Annotated in this window: 18 protein-coding genes; 7 read left to right on the plus strand and 11 right to left on the minus strand. The window is 68.6% G+C overall.

Annotation, left to right across the window (positions count from 1 at the left end):
- Positions 1-35 precede the first annotated feature (35 nt).
- The 4 genes from sctC (at position 36) to OKW45_RS38900 (ending at position 5200) form a co-directional block, all read left to right on the plus strand.
- Entirely contained in the window at positions 36-1847 is a 1812-nt protein-coding gene (gene sctC / locus OKW45_RS38885) for a type III secretion system outer membrane ring subunit SctC (RefSeq protein WP_429473934.1), read from the plus strand.
- Positions 1848-1912: 65 nt separating this feature from the next.
- A complete protein-coding gene (locus OKW45_RS38890; RefSeq protein ID WP_429474052.1) occupies positions 1913-2953 on the plus strand; it encodes a sensor histidine kinase in 1041 nt (346 codons plus the stop codon).
- A gap of 45 nt (positions 2954-2998) precedes the next feature.
- Positions 2999-3751 carry a response regulator transcription factor gene (locus OKW45_RS38895; protein WP_429473935.1) on the plus strand — a complete coding sequence of 251 codons (753 nt, stop codon included), beginning with the start codon at positions 2999-3001 and terminating at the stop codon, positions 3749-3751.
- A 72-nt stretch (positions 3752-3823) separates the two neighbouring features.
- Positions 3824-5200: a type II/III secretion system family protein gene (locus OKW45_RS38900; protein ID WP_429473936.1), complete on the plus strand. Its 1377-nt coding sequence runs from the start codon at positions 3824-3826 to the stop codon at positions 5198-5200.
- 96 nt (positions 5201-5296) lie between these two features.
- On the opposite strand, the gene OKW45_RS38905 is transcribed toward OKW45_RS38900, so the two are convergent.
- From OKW45_RS38905 to OKW45_RS38955, 11 genes are all read right to left on the minus strand, one after another.
- Positions 5297-5752: a type III secretion system chaperone family protein gene (locus tag OKW45_RS38905; protein WP_018422086.1), complete on the minus strand. Its 456-nt coding sequence runs from the start codon at positions 5750-5752 to the stop codon at positions 5297-5299.
- Between the two features lie 108 nt (positions 5753-5860).
- Positions 5861-6070: a hypothetical protein gene (locus OKW45_RS38910; protein ID WP_018422085.1), complete on the minus strand. Its 210-nt coding sequence runs from the start codon at positions 6068-6070 to the stop codon at positions 5861-5863.
- A gap of 142 nt (positions 6071-6212) precedes the next feature.
- Entirely contained in the window at positions 6213-6473 is a 261-nt protein-coding gene (locus OKW45_RS38915) for a type III secretion system protein (protein ID WP_429473937.1), read from the minus strand.
- A 14-nt stretch (positions 6474-6487) separates the two neighbouring features.
- A complete protein-coding gene (gene hrpD5, locus OKW45_RS38920) occupies positions 6488-7588 on the minus strand; it encodes an HrpD5 family protein (RefSeq protein ID WP_429473938.1) in 1101 nt (366 codons plus the stop codon).
- Between the two features lie 110 nt (positions 7589-7698).
- A complete protein-coding gene (locus OKW45_RS38925) occupies positions 7699-8889 on the minus strand; it encodes a hypothetical protein (RefSeq protein ID WP_429473939.1) in 1191 nt (396 codons plus the stop codon).
- On the minus strand, positions 8886-9149 hold the full coding sequence (sctS, locus tag OKW45_RS38930; RefSeq protein WP_018422081.1) for a type III secretion system export apparatus subunit SctS: 264 nt from the start codon (positions 9147-9149) through the stop codon (positions 8886-8888). The genes OKW45_RS38925 and sctS overlap by 4 nt, the downstream gene beginning before the upstream one ends.
- Positions 9150-9180: 31 nt before the next feature.
- A complete protein-coding gene (sctR, locus tag OKW45_RS38935) occupies positions 9181-9837 on the minus strand; it encodes a type III secretion system export apparatus subunit SctR (RefSeq protein ID WP_018422080.1) in 657 nt (218 codons plus the stop codon).
- The gene (sctQ, locus tag OKW45_RS38940; protein ID WP_429473940.1) at positions 9824-10981 is read right to left on the minus strand and encodes a type III secretion system cytoplasmic ring protein SctQ; all 1158 of its coding nucleotides are present in this window, start codon (positions 10979-10981) and stop codon (positions 9824-9826) included. The genes sctR and sctQ overlap by 14 nt, the downstream gene beginning before the upstream one ends.
- 8 nt (positions 10982-10989) lie before the next feature.
- Positions 10990-11937 (minus strand): type III secretion system protein SctP, encoded by a 948-nt coding sequence (sctP, locus tag OKW45_RS38945; protein ID WP_429473941.1) that lies wholly within the window; start codon positions 11935-11937, stop codon positions 10990-10992.
- A 12-nt stretch (positions 11938-11949) separates the two neighbouring features.
- Entirely contained in the window at positions 11950-13896 is a 1947-nt protein-coding gene (locus OKW45_RS38950) for an FHIPEP family type III secretion protein (protein ID WP_429473942.1), read from the minus strand.
- A gap of 6 nt (positions 13897-13902) precedes the next feature.
- Positions 13903-15255 (minus strand): EscU/YscU/HrcU family type III secretion system export apparatus switch protein, encoded by a 1353-nt coding sequence (locus OKW45_RS38955; protein WP_429473943.1) that lies wholly within the window; start codon positions 15253-15255, stop codon positions 13903-13905.
- A 404-nt stretch (positions 15256-15659) separates the two neighbouring features.
- Here OKW45_RS38955 and OKW45_RS38960 point away from each other — a divergent pair, with 404 nt between their 5' ends.
- The 3 genes from OKW45_RS38960 to sctJ are packed head-to-tail and all read left to right on the plus strand — an operon-like array spanning position 15660 to position 17456.
- A complete protein-coding gene (locus OKW45_RS38960) occupies positions 15660-16184 on the plus strand; it encodes an HrpB1 family type III secretion system apparatus protein (RefSeq protein ID WP_503129167.1) in 525 nt (174 codons plus the stop codon).
- 35 nt (positions 16185-16219) lie between these two features.
- Positions 16220-16633 carry a serine kinase gene (locus tag OKW45_RS38965; RefSeq protein WP_429473945.1) on the plus strand — a complete coding sequence of 138 codons (414 nt, stop codon included), beginning with the start codon at positions 16220-16222 and terminating at the stop codon, positions 16631-16633.
- 1 nt (position 16634) lies between these two features.
- Positions 16635-17456, plus strand: a complete 822-nt coding sequence (gene sctJ / locus OKW45_RS38970) for a type III secretion system inner membrane ring lipoprotein SctJ (RefSeq protein ID WP_429473946.1) — start codon at positions 16635-16637, stop codon at positions 17454-17456.
- The last annotated feature ends 46 nt before the right edge of the window (positions 17457-17502 follow it).

Here is a 17502-nt window from a genome sequence, read left to right on the forward strand (position 1 = left end):
GCCTTCCCCCTTCCTCAGTGACTTTGCAAGCCAATATGAAGTGGACCGCTAAGCTGAACGTCGTCGCGCTGTGCGCGTTGCTCACCGCCGGCGCGTTAGCGCCCGTCACCGTCGCGGCCGCGCCGGTGCGCTGGAAGTCGGCCTCGGTCGACTACGTCGCCGAGGGTAAGGACATCAAGGACGTATTGCGCGATTTCGGCGCGAGCCAGGGCCTCGCGACCCGCATCGCGCCCGGCGTCAGCGGCACCGTGAGCGGCAAGTTCCATCTGCCGCCGCGGCGCTTCCTCGATACGCTCGCCGCGTCGTTCGGCTTCGTCTGGTACTACGACGGTGAGGTGCTCGACATCGTGTCCGCCGCCGATCTGCAGACCACCCTCATCAAGCTCGATACCGCCGATACCGCGGGACTTGCTCGCACGCTCGAACAGATGCACATCGCCGATGAGCGGTTTCCGATCGTCTACAACGCGGAACAGGGGACCGCGCTCGTCAGCGGGCCGCCACGCTATGTGCAGATGGTCACCGACATCGCGTCGCGGCTCGACGCGAACGCCGCGCGGCGCGGCGGCACCGAGGTGCGCGTGTTCGCGCTCGACCACGCGTGGGCCGCCGACCGGAACGTGTCGATCGACGGCCAGGAAGTGACGCTGCAGGGCGTGGCGACGGTGCTCAACGGCATCTATCATCCGCAGCAGTCGCGCGACGCGCAGCAGCGCAACGGCGGCAGCGGTGCGGACGGCCGCCGCCGCGCATCCGGCGTCACGCGCAACACGCCGATCAGCAACGTCAACGGCGACACCTACTCGAGTCCGTACGCGGCCAGTTCGAACAGTTCGTATCTGCCGCCGCCGCTGCCGGACGGCTCGGGCGGCCGGGGCATGTTTGCGGGGCTGACCGGCCAGCCGTCCGCGGCGGTGGCGGCCGCGGTCGGCACGCCGCCCCCGCAGCAGCAGAGCACCGGCGCGGCGGCGAGCGGGCAGGACGAACTGCCGGTGATCGTCGCCGACCAGCGCACGAACTCGGTGATCGTGCGCGACACCGGCGATCACATGAGCCAGTACGGCACGCTGATCCACCGTCTCGACGTGAAGCCGCAACTGATCGAGATCGAGGCGCACATCATCGAGATCGACGACAACGCGCTGCAGCAGCTCGGCGTCGACTGGACCGCGCACAACAGTCACCTCGACATCCAGACCGGCACCGGCACGCTCCCGCAGTCCACCTACAACGGCACGCTCACGCAGAACTTCGGGCAGACCACGCTGCCCGGCAACGTGCTGAGCTCGGCCACGCCGGTCGGCGCGTCGGTGGCGGCGGTGCTCGGCGATGCGGGCCGCTATCTGATGGCGCGCATCTCGGCGCTGCAGCAGAACAACACCGCGAAGATCGATGCGAGTCCGAAGGTCGTCACGCTGAACAACATCGAGGCCGTGATGGACAACAAGCAGCAGTTCTTCGTCCCGGTGTCCGGCTATACGGCCGGCGACCTCTACAGCATTTCCACCGGCGTCTCGCTGCGCGTGCTGCCGATGGTGGTCGACGAGGACGGCAAGACGCGCATCAAGCTCGACGTCGCGATAGAGGACGGCGAGCTGACCTCGCAGACCGTCAGCAACCTGCCGGTGATCCAGAACAGCACCATCAACACGCAGGCGTTCATCGACGAGGGACAGGCGCTGTTGATCGCCGGCTATCGCGCGAACAACGACACCGACGGCGTGACCGGCGTGCCGCTGCTGTCGAAGATTCCGGTCATCGGCGCACTTTTTCGCACGAACAACCGGCAAAAGAGCCACATGGAGCGGCTGTTCCTGCTGCTGCCGCGCGTGATCACGCCGACTTGACGGGCGGGCAAGGAGAACCGATGGAAGACCCCGGATTGCGCAGTTCGGCCGACGAAGTGCGACGCATGCGCGGCGTGCTCGGCGGCCTGCCGTGCGGCGTCGTGGTGCTCGATGCGACCGGCGAGGTGCGCGAAGCGAACGCGCGCGCAGGCGCGTTGCTCGAGATCGCGCTGCCGGCCGGGCTCGACTTCGGCGCGGCGCTCGGCGAGCGTTTCGGCGTGGGGGACGTGTTGCGGCCGGCGCAACTCGAATGCGGCTTCGAGCTGCGCGCGGGCGAGCGCACGCTGTGGCTGCAGGGCGGTCCGGCAGCCGGCGCGAGCGGCACCGTGATCGCGGTGACCGACGTGACCGGTTTTGCGCGCACGGTCGACGAGCGCGAGATGTCGCTGCGTTTTTTGCTGCACGATCTGCGCTCGCCGCTCAATTCGATCAGCGCGCTGACCCAGCTCGACAGCAGCGACCCCGAAGCGTTCGAGCGTTGCGGCGGCATGCAGCAAATCACGCAGCTTGCGCAGTACGTGCTGTCGCTCGGCGAGCAGTTCATTTTCAACTCGGTGTCCGAGCATCTGCAGACGCGTGACTTCCGGCGCTTCGACCTGCGCGTGACGCTGCGCCAGATCGTGTCGCAACTGGAAGTAACGGCGGTCTATTGCGGCGTGCCGCTGCAGTTGTGGCTGCCCGACAGCGCGCCGGTTTGGATCAACGGCATGCGCAATTTCGCGGCGCGCGCGATCCAGAACGTGATCGACAACGCCGTGCGGGCTTCGCCGCGCGGCGAGGCCGTGACGGTGTCGCTGCGCCATCGCGACAACAGCGTCGAAGTGCTGGTGAGCGACCGCGCGGGCGGACTGCCGGGGCTCGTCGACGGCGTGCGCCTCTCCGATTTCGACAAGCTCGGCAAGAGGACCGCGACCGGTTTCGGCCTCGGGCTGAAACTCGCCGTGCGCATCGTCGAGCTGCACGGCGGCACGCTGTACGCGGAACTCAACGGGCAGGGCGGCACGCTGTTCGTGCTGCGCCTGCCGTGCCTGAATCCCGCCGCACCGCGCGCGGCGCACGCGTCGCTCGCCGACGCCGACCGTGCGTTGCGCGCTGCGCGCCGTTGAGTGCGGCGGTACACTCGGCGGCTCTTCCCATAACGAGGTTTGACGATGAAATCGCTCTCAGGCAGACCCGTTCGCATCCTGCTGGTCGAGGACGACGTCGCGCATCATGCGCTGCTCAATTCGTGGCTGAAGACCGAGGGTTACCACGTCGACGGCTTTCACAACGGACTCGAAGCGCAGCAGCATCTGACCGAACAATGGGCCGACCTCGCGATACTCGACTGGGACGTGCCGGGGCTGGCCGGCGACAAGCTGCTGCAGAAAATCCGCGGCCGTTCGCAGTCGGCGATGCCGGTGATCTTCCAGACCGTGCATTCGGCCGAAAGCGACATCGTGCGCATCCTCGACGCCGGCGCGGACGACTACCTCGTCAAGCCGTTCGACCGCCAGGTGCTGCTCGCGCGCGTGCGCGCGCTGCTGCGCCGTTTCGCTTCGGCCAATGTGCAAGGGCGGCGCATGATGGTCGGCGCGTGCGTGCTCGACCAGCAGGCGCGCGCGCTGGTGGTGGACGGCGAAGCGCATCGGCTCGGCACGAAAGAATTCGACATCCTGTGGCATCTGGCGTCGCACCTCGGGACGGTGGTGATGCGTCAGGATCTGATGAGCGTCGTATGGGGCTGGGACGCGGCGGTGCAGAGCCGGTCCGTGGACATGTATGTGAGCCGCGTGCGCAGCAGCCTGAAGGCGGCCGGCGTCGACTGGACCGTGCAGTCGGTCTATGCGACCGGCTATCGGCTCACGTTCGGCGCCGAGGGCGGGCGTGACGCGGCCGCACCTGCCTCTTCCCTGGATTCCTGACGGCATGACCTCATGAGTTTTTCACCGATGAGGGCTCGCAGTCGTCGGACGTGGCGCGGCGTCACGAACTGTGTGTCGCTTCCGCACGGGCGGCCAACGGCTGCGCTGAGCCTGCTGCTCGGCGTGCTGCTGGTGGCGATGGCCGGCGTTGCTTGCCGGCCGGCGCTCGCGGCTCCGGTCAACTGGAACGGCGAGCGCTTCGCGTACGCGACGAACGGCAGCAGCGTCGCCGACACGCTGCGCACGTTCGCGGCGGGCCAGCACCTGACGTTGCGTGTCACCGGAACCATCGACGGCGAGGTGAGCGGCCGTTTCTCGATGCCGCCGCAGCGCTTTCTCGACACGTTGTGCGCGACCTACGGCCTCGTCTGGTATTTCGACGGCGCGGTGCTGCGGGTGTCGCCCGCCGGCGCGCAGCAGCATCTCGCCATGCGGCCGCACTACCTGAGCCTGCAGGCGCTGCGCGCGGCGCTGCTCGGCGCCGGCGTGGCCGACGAACACTTTGCGCTGCGTGCGGACGCCGCGGCCGGCACGCTGAGCGTCTACGGGCCACCCGACTATGTGGCGAGCGTCAGGCAGGCCGCCGCGCGGCTCGAAGCCGATGCACGCTCGCGCACGCATACCGCCGTGCGGCTGTTTCATCTGCGCGTGGCGACGGCCGCCGACCAGACCCGCGTGGTCGACGGCCGCGAGGTGGTCGTGCCCGGCGTCGCGACGCTGTTGCGGCAACGGCTGCATGGCGGCCGGCGAGCGGCGTCGAACGATGCCGCGACGGCGGCTGCTGCGAACGCGCCGCTCGAATTCGACGCGCCGCTGCCGGTGGTCGAGGCCGACGCGGGGACGAACTCGATCCTGATTCGCGACGTGCCCGAACGCATCGACGGTGACGGAGTGCTGGTGGCCGATGCGGACCTGCAGCCGCAACTCGTCGCGCTGCAGACATGGGTGGTCGACGTGCCGAGCGACGCGCTGCCGGAGGTGCAGTCCACGTTGTCGGCGCCGCTGACGCCGGGCACGCCGGTGACGGCCGCTGACGGCGCCCGCGCGCTGCTAGCCCGGCTCGCGGCGCTGGAGCGCACGCGCGGCGCGAGGCTGGAGGTGTCGCGCACCGCGTTCACGCTCGACCGCGCGCCGGCGGTGTTCGATCGCCACGAAGCGCAACTGCTGAGGCGGACGGCGGACGACGACAGCGGAGCGCTCGACGACAGCAGCAGCGGCGTCGATGTCTGGCTATCGGTCGCGCCGACGGTGGAGGCGCGCGGCGGTGTGCCGGGTGTGTCGCTGCGTGTCGACTGGGCGCGTCCGGGGCCCGCGCCTGGCGGGCGCAACGGCGCGCTGGACGGGGCGAGCGCGAGCGTGCCGGCCGGCGACGGGCTCGCGGTGCTCGGCGACGGCGCGCCCGCATCGATGCAGCGCGTGATCGTCGTGGTGCCGCGCATCGTCGCGTAACGCGCGCGCTGTCGCAGCCGCGCATCGACCTCTATGCGCAGGCATTGCCGCCAGTGCGGGCGTCGTGTGGGCCAAAACGGCCTGCACGACACCCGCTCAGGCCCGCAGCCACATGTAGTTGCCCGAAGCGATACCTTCGAACATCTCGTCGGTCGATTCGAGAATGTTGGTCTGCCAGTAGCGGCCGTGCTCGGCGTAGTGGCCGAGCAGATCGGCGAGGTATTCGCCGGTGATGTCGGGCCCCATCGGCAGGTGCACGAGCAGCACGATGCCGCCTGTGTCCGCATCCATGCACAACTGCGCCTGGTCCTGCGCGTAGACGAGCAGATTCGCTTCCAGCATCAGCCGGAAGACCACCAGCGAGCGGCCGGCGGTGACCGCGCCGTAATGGAAGCACACATACATCGCGCCAGCATCGTTCTCGTGATGATCGAGGCGGACGTCGAAGCCTTCGATTTCCAGCGTCTGCGTTTCGACCACGTACTCGGCGTCGGGCAACCCGACGACCGCGCAGACTTCGTGAACCAGCTCGACGTAACGTTCCCTGCTCATGGTGTAAGGCGGCGATCCCAAACGGCGGAAAACAAAAAGGCGGGCGCACGAAAGCGGGAACCGGAGCTCCGGCTGCCGCGCACCCGGCGTACGAGGGGTACGGACGACTTACTGGCCCTTCGCGGCGTCCGAGATGTTCTTCGCGCCGTTGTTGCCGACCGACGCCAACGCCGAGGTCTCCTGCTGCTCGATGTTGATCTGCATGCTGGCCATTGTCATGGCGTTGTTCTCGTCGGCCATCTGCTGCATCTGGCCGACCATGCTCGCGCTGTTGTTGGCTGCGTCCTGCGCTCCGGTTGCGGTGACTGATGACGACATCGTGATTCTCCAGTGAAGGTCAAGGAAGGTTGGCTACTGCACGTGGACCTGCGAAAGCTACTGCTGGCTGAAAGAGCATTACGGGTGCTGCATGGCGGCGGTGCGCACGACCAAACCGCATCGCGTCGCGCGCCGCCGCGACTCAGTACGCGGTGCCGCGCATGCTGCGCCGCTCGTGCAGCGCGAGCACGATGCGCCGCGCCGCGATCATTCCGCGGTACAGCTTCTGCAGCTCGCTGCGCTGCTGATCGTCGCGCGCCGTCTGCGCGAACGTGCTGATGCGCCGCGCGGTTTCGTCGAACGCGGCGGCGATGCGCGCGACCCGCTCGGTGGCGTCCGGCGCGGCGAGCGTCGCGTCGAGCGTGTTCAGATCTTCCGCGATGGGAAGCAATGCGTCGTACATGTCGGTTTCTCCGGTCAATCGTTGCCGCGATCCGCGGCGGCGCCTGCGAACAGATGCTTGGTGCCGTCGGGGGTTTCGATGTAGCGCAGGCCGCCGGTGGCGACCACTTCGGTGTACTCGACGTCGGACGCGGGCATCCGCGCTTCCTTCACGTCGATGTCGATGCGTTTGACGTTGTCGTCGAGATCGGCGCGCACGCTCGCAATGCGGTCGCGGAACGCGTCCATCGCATGGACGCTGCCCGACACGCGGAACACGCCGTGGCCGTCGTAGCTCACATGCGCGCCGGTGTCGGCGAGCGACTGCTGAATGTCGTCGACGTCCTGCTGCGCGACGTCGTACTCGCGCCGCACGTTGCCGCGCGCGAGCTGGTCCATGATGCGGCGCGCGCGGGCGCTGTCGTCCGCGTTCGCGACGATGCCCTTGACGGCGACGCCGTCGCGGCGCGCGGCGACTTGCAGATCCGCGAAGCCGGCGCGCTGCAAGGCGCTGCCCAGTTCCGTCGCGAGCAGGTCGCTGTTCACCGGCCGGTTGGCTGCCTCGCTCGGCTGGGCGGCGGTCAACATCGCGCCGGCGGCCGCGAGGCCGGCGATCGCGCCGGCGCACCCGAGCGCGATCGCTGCGGTGCGCCAGTTCCGGCGGCCCTGGGCGGGACGGGGGGCGCGCTTTGCATCGGCCGGCTCATTACGCTCCGCTGCATGGGTTGCGGTGGCTGGATCAGCGACGCCGGCATCGGCTGCGTGCAACGCGGGCTCGGCTGCCGGCTCCGGCTCCGGCTGCGCTTCGCTCGCTGTGCCTTCGGCGGCGAGTGCCGCGGTCTTCCACAGCCCGGCCAGCAGTTCGAGATCGGACGGCCACGCGCCGTCCTGCGGGCCGAGGCAGAACACTACGTCGCCGAACGGCACCGCGACGAAATCGGCCACGAGCACTTCGTCGCCGTGCACGGAGTAGAGCCGCGTCACGCCGTCCTCGCCGAGCGTCAGCGTGATCGGCTCGACTTGCCAGTCGCTGATGCAGATGTCTGCATCGTCGGCGCCGCCGATGCAGTAGCTGCCCGGCGCGACGCTGATCTGCGCGCCGGCATGCAATCCAGTCAGTACTCGCAGGGCTTTCATGCTCGTGGTTCCCGTAGGTCCGTTTCACTTCGATCGTCGTGCGATCCATTACAGCCAGTGTAGGGAGCGCCTGCGCCGCCGATCGCACCAATGCGAACTTGCTGCGAATTTCACGAAGCGCCGGGCGAACGCGGCGCACTCGGGGCGGCGACGCCTCCCGACACGCCGCCCGGCGCGGCCGGGGCGGCGGTTGCCGCCGTGGCGTCCATCAGGCGCTGGCGCACCATCGACAGCGACTGCTCGTTGTCGTCGTAGTCGATCCGAAAGCGCTGGCGCGCGAGTGTCAGGTCGAGGGTGTGGCCGAGCAGCCGGGCGCCGACCGTGCCGTTGCCGGGCTGCGCGAGTGCGCTGTTGATCTGCGCCTGCAGTTGCGCGGGCTGGCGCTTCATCGCCATCCGCGAGCACGCGGACAGCAGCGCGAGCGGCAGCATCAGGTGCAACGACTGGCGCTGCGCGTGCCGATCCCCGCCTTGCAGTTCGCGGCCGAGTCCGATCAGTTCGCGCGCGTAGCCGTCGGCGAGCGTCTGCGCGCGCGTCGGCGACGCGCCTTGCCGCTCCGCGAGCGCCTGCAGCCGCATCGGCGCGACAGCAGTCTTGCGTGCCATGCCACCCGCCTTCTTCAGCGCGAAGCTCGCCGGCTTGTCGCCGCGCCCGCGGCGTTCATGCGGCTCGCCCGGCGATCGTTGCCGTTGTTGCTGCTGCGATTGCTGCTGTGGTTGTTGCTGCGATTGTCCCTGCGGCTGGCCTTGCTGCTGACCATCCGACTGGCCCCCGTGAGACTGGCCTTGCTGCTGCCCGTGGCGGCCCTGCTGCTGACCCTGTTGACGCTGTTGACCGTCGCGCTGCTGCCCGTCTTTCTGCCCGCGCTGGTCCTGTCCATGTTCGTGCTCGTGCTCATGATCGCGGCCATGCTTCTGCTCGCGATCCTGATTCGGGTCGTTCTCGTGGCGCTGCCCGGATTCGTGCGCGCCGTCCTCGGGCCGCTCGCGCCCGGTCGCCTTGTCGCGAGGCTTGCCTGCCGCGCCGGGCCGCGGCCTCGTGCCGAGCTGGCGCAGCAGTTTCTGGCCGGCCGCGGACGGGTCCTTGCCATGAGACTCGGCGAAGCGCTTGTTGCGGTAGAACGCCGCCATCAGCGCCTTGTTGTGCTGGATCTTGTTCGCACGCAGCTTGCGCTGCATCACCAGGTGCGACACCTGCCCCTGATGCGCATGGGTCTGCTGGACGTGCGCGTGTCCCGTCTTCGCGTCGTGCGCCTGCTGGTCGACGTGCGGTTGCTGGCCGCCGTGGATGCGCGTGCTCACGACGGCACCGCCAGCGTGACGACTTCGTTCGCGAAGCGCAGGATCGCGGCGGCGCCCCATGCGCCGGCGATCAGCACGGTCGCGATCACCGCGACCAGCTTGACCGCGTACGAGATGCTCTGATCCTGCATCGACGTGATGGCCTGCACGAACGAGATCGCGAGACCGGACAGCGCGGCCACCACCACGACCGGCATCGACACCGAGAGGCACAGCAACAGGCCCTCGGTGGTGAGGCGGACAAGCGTTTCGGTTTCCATGAAGAGAGCCTCGAAAGGAGTCGTGCCGGCGCTAGCGATAGGTCAGCACGAGGCCATGGATCAGCGTCGACCAGCCGTTCATCGCGACGAACAGCAGTAGCTTGAACGGAATCGCGACGTTGGTCGGCTGCACCTGGTTCAAGCCCATCGCCATCAGCACGTTGGCGATCACGAGATCCACGACGACGAACGCGATGTAGAGCAGAAAGCCGATCTTGAACGCGTCCGCCATCTCGGTCAGCGTGAACGCTGGCGCCAGCACGATCAGGTCGTCCTCGCGCACTTTCGCGGCCATCTCGCGCGGCCAGACCGCGGCGGCCGAGCGCACGAAGAAGCGCTTTTCGCGCTCGTGCGCGTGCTTTTTCAGGAACGCGCGGAACGGCTCCTTGCCGGCGTCGAACACGTTGAGCACGAGGGTCGACGTATCGGTGCCGGGCGCCGCGCGGTTGTTCTGCATGGCCTGCATCGCCTGCATGCCGAGCGGCGCCATCACATACGCGGTGACGAGCACCGCGATGCCGTTCAGCACCATGTTCGGCGGCACCTGCTGCACGCCGAGCGCGTTGCGCAGCAGGCCGAGCACGACCACGATCTTGGCGTACGAGGTGGCGACCATCGCCACGAACGGGATCAGGCTGATCGCGACGACCGCGAGCAGCAGCCCGGTGAGGTCGCTAAATTGAACCATGATGCGGCTGCGACAATTGCACGAGACGAACGCCGAGGTGGTCGCCCACGCTCACGAGCTCGCCAAATCCGATGGTCTGGCCATACGTGACGAGACGAACGCGCGCGTCGGGCAGCGCGGTCGGCAGCTCCAGCACGTAGCCCGCGCGAAGCGCGGAAAGCTGCGCGACCGGCAGCGACACCGTGTCGATCTCCAGTTTGAGCGGCAGGTCGAGGTGGCTGATGTCGACCGGAGTGTCGATCGAATCGGTCAGCGGGGCGTTGAATTGCATGTCGTGACTCATCACGGGGTCCTCTTCGATAGTGAGCGATTGCGGGCCGGCGATGGCGAGCGCGCGCAGTTGCCGGGTGCCGTAGCGGCCCCATGCGACGGGCAGGCGGGCCGTCTCGCATTCGCCGCGATAGAGCGCGGCGAATGCGTTCGATACACAGCGGAGCACCACGTCGCCGGGCCGCAGCGAATCGAGCAGCGCGACGCTGACGGAGCGCTCGCCGATCGACAGGCGGCCCGGCACCGCGATGCTGCTGACGTGCGTCGCGAACGGCAGACACTGGTTCGCGACGAGGCGTTCGAGCGCTTCGAGCCATTCGGTGTCGAGGTCGTCGAGCACCGCGTCGATGCGCCGTGCGCCGAGCCGGAAAGTGAGCGCGCAGCGCGGTTGTTGCCCGCGCTGCGCGGCGGCCGGGGCGAGCGCGACGATGTCGACGCCGTCCATCCCGAGTCGTGCGAGCGCGGCGGTCAGCGGTTCGAGCAGTACCGCGCCGACCGCGCGGCGCAACGCTGGCTGCGCGTCGGGGTCGGCGGCGAGCAGGCTGGCGAGCCCGGGGTGCTGCGCGACGTCGAGTGCGAACTCGGCTTGTTGCAGGCCCCAGCGCAGCGTCACGACGGCGACGTCGCGCTCTGCGAGCGGGTCGTGCGTGCCGACGCTCCAGTGGCTCACGCCGCACGTGTGCGCGAGCAGCGTGTGGAGCCGTGCGTCGAGTGCGAGACGCTGCCAGCGTGCGAGCTGCGCGCCCAGCGCCGGCATGCGCGCCGCGTCGAGCGGCTGCGCAACCGCCGATGGCGCTTGCACTTGCGCTTGCGCTTGCGCGGCTTCGGCCGGGGCGGTCGGCGCGGTGTCGAATGGCGTGCGGGGGTGGTCCATTGTCGATATCAGGAAACGGTGATCTCGATGTTGCGCGGGCGGTGTGGCGCGCTCTGCGTGAGCGGGCCGGCGAGCCGTTCGCGCAGCGTCGCGGCATGAACGGAGATTAAGTGCCGCGATTGCGGATGCGCGGTCTCGAAGCGAAGCACGAGGTCGAAATGCGAAAGCGTCAGGTGCAGATCGCATTCGGGCAACTGCTGCGGATCGAGCGAGATCGACAACTGCCAGGTGCCGCGTGCGAGCGCGGCCGGATTCGCGCAGAAGGCGGCCGTTTGCGAGACCAGATAGTCGAGCAGATGCGGGGGCGCTTCGCCGGTCGGTGTCACGGCGGACAGCGCCTCGACTCTTGCGCGAGCGGCTGCGGTGGCAGTTGCGGTGGTGGTTGCTGCGGCGCTAGAGGCGGCACCCGCGGCAGCGGTGACAGGCGCGGACGGCATCGATCGCGCGGCGCCCGCGGGCGGCGCGTGGCTGCCGTCACTGTGGTTGTCGCCGTTGCCCGCGCCGTTGTCCGCGCCGTTGCCCGAATTGCTCCCGTCGCCCTGCTGGCTGCCGCGTTCGTCGGCATCGGGTTGCTGATCGCCGCGTTGCGGGGTGTCGCGCTGTTCGGCGAGCGCGGTCACCGCGAACGCCGCCGCGCCGCCGCCGTAGCGGCCGGCGTGCAAGCCGCCATACAGCGCGAAGTCGTGTGCCGCATGCGCCGTATGCATCGCCGACGCTTCGGTGCGCGCGTCGTCGCCGTCGGCATCGTGCGCAGCCTGCTCGTCGGTCTCGTCGGCCTCGTCGCCGTGCGCGCGGGCTTCGGCCTGCTGATCGGCGGCCGCCGCCGCGGCCAGTTGCCGGTAGCGCTCGAACAGCGCCGCCTGGCGGCCTGGCGGCGTCGACGACGATGCGCTTGCGGCCGCGGCCTCATCGTTCGGTGCAAGCACGCGCACCCGGTGCAGATCGGTCCGGTTCATCGCGGCGCTCCGTTACATCGCGAGCCGGCCGACCGGCTGCAGATCGACATGCGCACCCAGCTCCTGATACGAGTAGACCGGCAGCCACGGCAGGCGCGCTTCGATCATCCGCTTCAGGTAACGGCGAATGTCCATCGACGCGACCATCGCCAGCGGCTCGCGCGGCGTTTCGCCGACGATCTCGACGAGCCGGTTCACGAGGTGATTGATGTCCTCGGGTGGCAGTGCGAGGAAGTTGCCGGTCGGCGTCTGCTTGATCGACTGGCGCACGTGCTGCTCGACCTGAACGTCGACCACCACCACCGGCAGATCGCGCACGCCGCCGGTGGCGCGGTGCGCGATCATGCGGCCGAGGTCGATGCGGATGTACTCGGTCAGCATCAGCATGTCCTTTTCCTTGGGACCCCAGACGATCAGGCTTTCGGTGATGCTGCGGATATTGCGGATCGGCAGGCCCTCTTCGAGTAGGCGGCGCAGCACGTCGGCCATGCGCTGCAGCGGCAGCGCCTTCTGCACTTCGGCGACGAGGCCCGGATAGTCCTCGCCGAGCTGGTCGAGAATCCACTGCGCCTCCTGGATGCCGAGGAACAGATGCGCGTGCTGCCGCAGCAGCGCGACGGTGCGGCGCGCGATCAGCGCCTCCGGGCTCCCGTCGTCATGCGTTGCCGCGCCTGCCGATTCGGCAAGCGTCGAGCGGCCATGCGGCACGTCGAAGATCAGGACTTCGTAGGTGTGCGCCGGCAGCGTCGCGTCGGTCCACATCATGATGCCGGGGTAGGGCAGGCCGACTTCGGCCTGCAACGCGGCGCGCTGGGCGTCGAACGCGCGGTCGAGCGCGTCGGCCGCGAGGCGCGCGGCCACGTCCGGCGCGAGCCGCACGCCGAGCGGGCAGGTGAACTGCGGCGGCTGCACGAGGATCGACGGCGCATCGCCTTTCGCTCCGGCACGCTGCAGCGCGCTGACCGGCTTGCCGCCGCCGCCCGCGCGCGCGCCTTGCTTCTTCTGCAGCCGGTAGCCGGTGAACGCGAGGATCGCCGCGAGCAGCAGGAACAGCACCATCGGAAAGCCGGGCACCAGCGCGAAGCCGACCAGCAGCAGCGCAGCGAAGTAGAGCGCGCGTGCGTTGCTGGTGAACTGCCGGCCGATGTCCTCGCCAAGCGAGCTTTGCGAGTCGCCGCCCTCGTCGACGCGCGTGATCATCACGCCGGCCGCCACCGAAATCAGCAGCGACGGAATCTGCGAAACCATCGCATCGCCGATCGACAGCACCGAGAAGCGGTTGGCCGCGTCGCCGGCCGACATCCCGTGATACGCGACGCCGACCGCGATGCCGCCGATGATGTTGATCAGCGTGATCATCAGGCCGGCGATCGCGTCGCCCTTCACGAATTTCATCGCGCCGTCCATGCCGCCGTGCAGCTGGCTTTCGACCGCGAGGCGCGCGCGCTTCGTGCGCGCTTCGTCGGGCGTCAGGATGTTCGCGCGCAGGTCGGCGTCGATGCTCATCTGCTTGCCGGGCATCGCGTCGAGCGTGAAGCGCGCGCCGACTTCCGCCACGCGCTCCGAGCCCTTCGCGATGACGATGAACTGCACGACCGAAATGATCACGAACACCACCAGCCCGACCACCAGGTTGCCGCCGACCACTAGCTGGCCGAAGCTCTCGATGATGGTGCCGGCGTCGGCATGCAGCAGGATCGACTTGGTGGACGCGATGTTGAGCGACAGCCGGTACAGCGTGGTGAACAGCAGCACCGACGGAAACGCCGACAGCGTCGCGATGTGGTTCACGTACATCGTGGCCATCAGCAGCACGACGCTGATCGTGATGTTCACGGCGAGCAGCGCGTCGATGGCGGCGACGGGCAGCGGCAGGATCATCAGCGACACGATCATGATCAGCAGGATCGCGATGCCGGCTTCGCCGGCTGCGGGCATTTTCAGTTTCAGGGTCGACATGGCGGGTTACTCCGTGAGGGCCGAAGAGGCCGATGCGGCGGATTTGGGGGGCGTGGCGGGTGGTGCGGGCGGTGAAGGCGTTAAAGCCGCTGACGCCGCTGAAGGCATCGAAGGTGTTGAAGGTGTTGAAGTGGTCGAAGCAGTCGAAGTAGTCGAAGTGGTCGATGTGGTCGATGTGGTCGATGTGGTCGAAGCCGCCGAAGCAGTCGAAGCCGCCGAAGACAGCAACCCCGACGCTGCCGCTGCCGCGGCAGAAGCCACAGGACCGCCAGCAGCCTCGCCCGCCCTCGTCACCGGCACCGCACTACGCGCCGGCTGACGCGGCGCGAGCCCATCGACCCAGCGCAGAATCGCCGCGACCACCTCGAACAGTTCCTCGGGAATCGGCTGGTTTTCCGGCACCTTGTGCAGCATGCGCGCGACGGGCGGGTTCGCGACGATCGGCACGCCGAGTTCGGTCGCATGGCGGCGCAGCAGCAGCGCTTCGCTGTCGACGCCGCGCGCGAGCACCACCGGCAGCGGGAATTCGGCCGGGTCGTAGCGCAGCGCCACCGCGTAGTGCACCGGATTCACCACCACCACGGTCGCGCGGCCGATGCCGCGCTTCGGCCCTTCCTGCGACAGCTCGCGCGCGAGCCGCTTGCGCTCGCCCTTCATCTCCGGATTGCCGTCGCTTTCCTTGTGCTCGCGCTTTTGCTCGTCCTTCGACTGGCGGTTGCGGCGAACGAACAGCCACTTCTGCAGCCGGTAGTCGAACGCGCCGATCACGACGAACACGCCGAACGCAACCGCCACGACATGCATCAGCACCGACCACAGCACCGCCACGAGTTGCGCGATCGAGTGATCGAGCGCGCTCGCCACGACCGGCAGCGAGCTTTTGATGGTCTGCCACATCACGACGATCAGAATCGCCGCCTTGATCGTCATCTTCAGGAGGTCGAGCAGCGACGTCAGCGACACCATGCGCTTGAGCCCCGAGCCGGGGCTGACCGACGCGAGCTTCGGACTCGCGGCGGCCATCGAAATCTGCATGCCGGTTTGCGGCAGCAGCGCCAGCACCGCGGCGAAGAACGCGAGCGCCGCGATGCCGATCAAAAGCTCGATCGCATGCAGCCCGATATCGGAGAGCGCGTGCAGCAGGTCCTGCATCGAATGTGCGCCGGCGGCGAACACGAGTGCGTCGTTGAGCACCGCGCGCAGCATGTCGGCGATATGCGCGGCCCCGCCCTGCAGCGCGACGAACACCGCGCCGAGGCACGCGACCTCGACGAGATCGCTGCTTTTCGCCACCTGGCCTTCCTCGCGGACCTTCCTCAGTTTCTTCTCTGATGGCTCTTCGGTTTTTTCGTCGCTCATGGTCGGGCGTCCTTCGCGTCGCGGCGCGCACACTGCGCGGTCAAGCGCGCAGCGCTCACGCGGCGAGGCGACGCGGCCACGACATGCGGCCGCCTGTATGCCACCTTAGCGATGCGGCGACGCGCAGCACCCGGCCGATGCGAAGCGCGGACGCCGCGCGCGAAGCGGGCCGGCCGACTCGCCGGCGCACACGAAGGCGCCCCTCATGGCTTCGCAATTCGGTGTGCGACTTCGTGCACGGCGCAAGACGCCCGCGGCCGACTGCGTAAGGTGGCAGTCATGACGCAAACGTCCGGCCGCGGCGACGCGTACGAAGGCCGGTGCTGAACCGAATCTGGATTGTCTGGGAGAAAGGGATGGACGTTCTGAAGCAACCGGGGCGGTGTCCGCGTGAGGCGCTTGGCGTGGTCACCGACCTGGCCGCGGCCGCTTTCGCCGCCGCGGGCGGGGCGGCTGCCGGCGCGCCGGACGTCGACGACCTCGAGCAACTGGTCGACGCACTGCACGTGCTGCGGCCGGACAACGCCGACTTCGCGTTCTTCGACGGCTGGCTGCAGATGCTGCGCCAAAACTGGGACGAGGCCGAATGGATCTTCCGGGATCTGGTGGCGCGCTCGGTGTGCGTGCCGGCCAGCCACGGAATGCTGCTGCAATGCCTGAAGGCGCGCAACGTGTTCGGCTGGCAGGACGAAGCGCGGCGCATCGCAGACGAGCAAGGCGACAGCGACGTCGGCCGCCTCGCTCGCACGCTGCTCGCGGCCGACGACCTGCAGCGCGCGACACTCGAAGCCGCCCGCACCGGGCGCTTCGTGCCGCCCGAATCCGCGCTCGCGCTCGAACGCGACGGCGACTCGCCGGCCGCGTCGGGCGCGGGCTTCGCACCCGCCGTCCATGAACTGCCGCTGACCCTGCAGTACCTGCGCATCTGACGAGAAACGCGCCGACCCTCGACCGGAGAATCGCCATGAATTCCACGCTCGCCTCGCATCTCGAACAGGAAATCAGCCGCGTGCTCGATACGGGAACGCACGGCGCCCCGTCGCAGTCGGCCGCGGAACGCTTCCAGGCGCTGCTCGCGCAGGCGCCGGACTCGCTGCCGCCGGAAGGCACGCAGGGGCTGCACGCCGTGGAGGGCGCGGGCCATCCGCCGAACATCGTCACACGCGCGGTCGAGGAACAGGCCGACTACTACCGCCAGGTGCCCAACGACGTGCTGTACATGAGCCAGCATCTGAGCGCGCTGTCGATGGAACGGCTCGCCGCTGCAGACATGACGATCCAGCTCGAAATCGCGAGCCTCAACGCCGACCTGCAGGTGAAGATGGCCACCGTGCAGTCGTCGAAGGACGCCGTCCAGACCCTGATGAAGAACCAGTGACATGAAACGAGATCCTTTAGCTGCTGCGCGCCGCAACCGCTGGCTGCGCATCGTGCCTTGCGTCGCGCTGGTCTTTGCACTGAGCGCATGTAAGAAAGAGCTGTACGGTCAACTGAGCGAAAACGACTGCAACGAAATCGTCGCGGCGCTCCAGCAATACGGCGTCGAAGCGCAGAAGGCCACGCCGGACGGCGGCAAGACCTGGTCTGTCGACGTCGACGACAAACAGATCGTGCGCGCGATGCAGATCCTGCATGCGCGCGGGATCCCCGAAAAGAAGTACGACAGCCTCGGCTCGCTGTTCAAGAAGGACGGACTCGTGTCGACGCCGACTGAGGAGCGCGTGCGCTTCATCTACGGCCTGTCGCAGGAACTCGACGACACACTCTCCAAGATTGACGGCGTCGTCGTCGCACGCGTGCAGATCGTGCTGCCGAACAACGATCCGCTTGCGCAATCGGCGCGGCCGTCGTCGGCTGCGGTCTTCATCAAGTACCGGCCGGATGCCGATGTCGACAGGCTCACGCCGGCCATCAAGAACCTCGTCGTGCACAGCATCGAGGGGCTGACCTACGACGAGGTCAGCGTCACGTCGGTGCCGGCCGATCCGCTGTCGATCGACACGCCGCCCGCGCGCAACGACGGGCTGCTGATCTACGGGGGCTGGGCGCTTGGCGCGCTGCTGCTTGCCGCGGCGGCCGCGTTCGCGGTGCTGCGCGGGCGCGTCGCCGGACCGGACGGCGGCCTCTTCGCGTTGCTGCGAAAGCGCGCGGGCAAGCGCGAGGCCGCGGGCGGCGGCGCCGACCCGAAGGTGGCCGCTTGAGCGCGGCGCGATCGGGTGGACGTGCGCGACGACGTGCGCGACGACG

Origin of the sequence: Paraburkholderia lebeckiae (assembly GCF_050436225.1) — a bacterium.
In the GTDB taxonomy this organism is placed as follows: domain Bacteria; phylum Pseudomonadota; class Gammaproteobacteria; order Burkholderiales; family Burkholderiaceae; genus Paraburkholderia; species Paraburkholderia tuberum.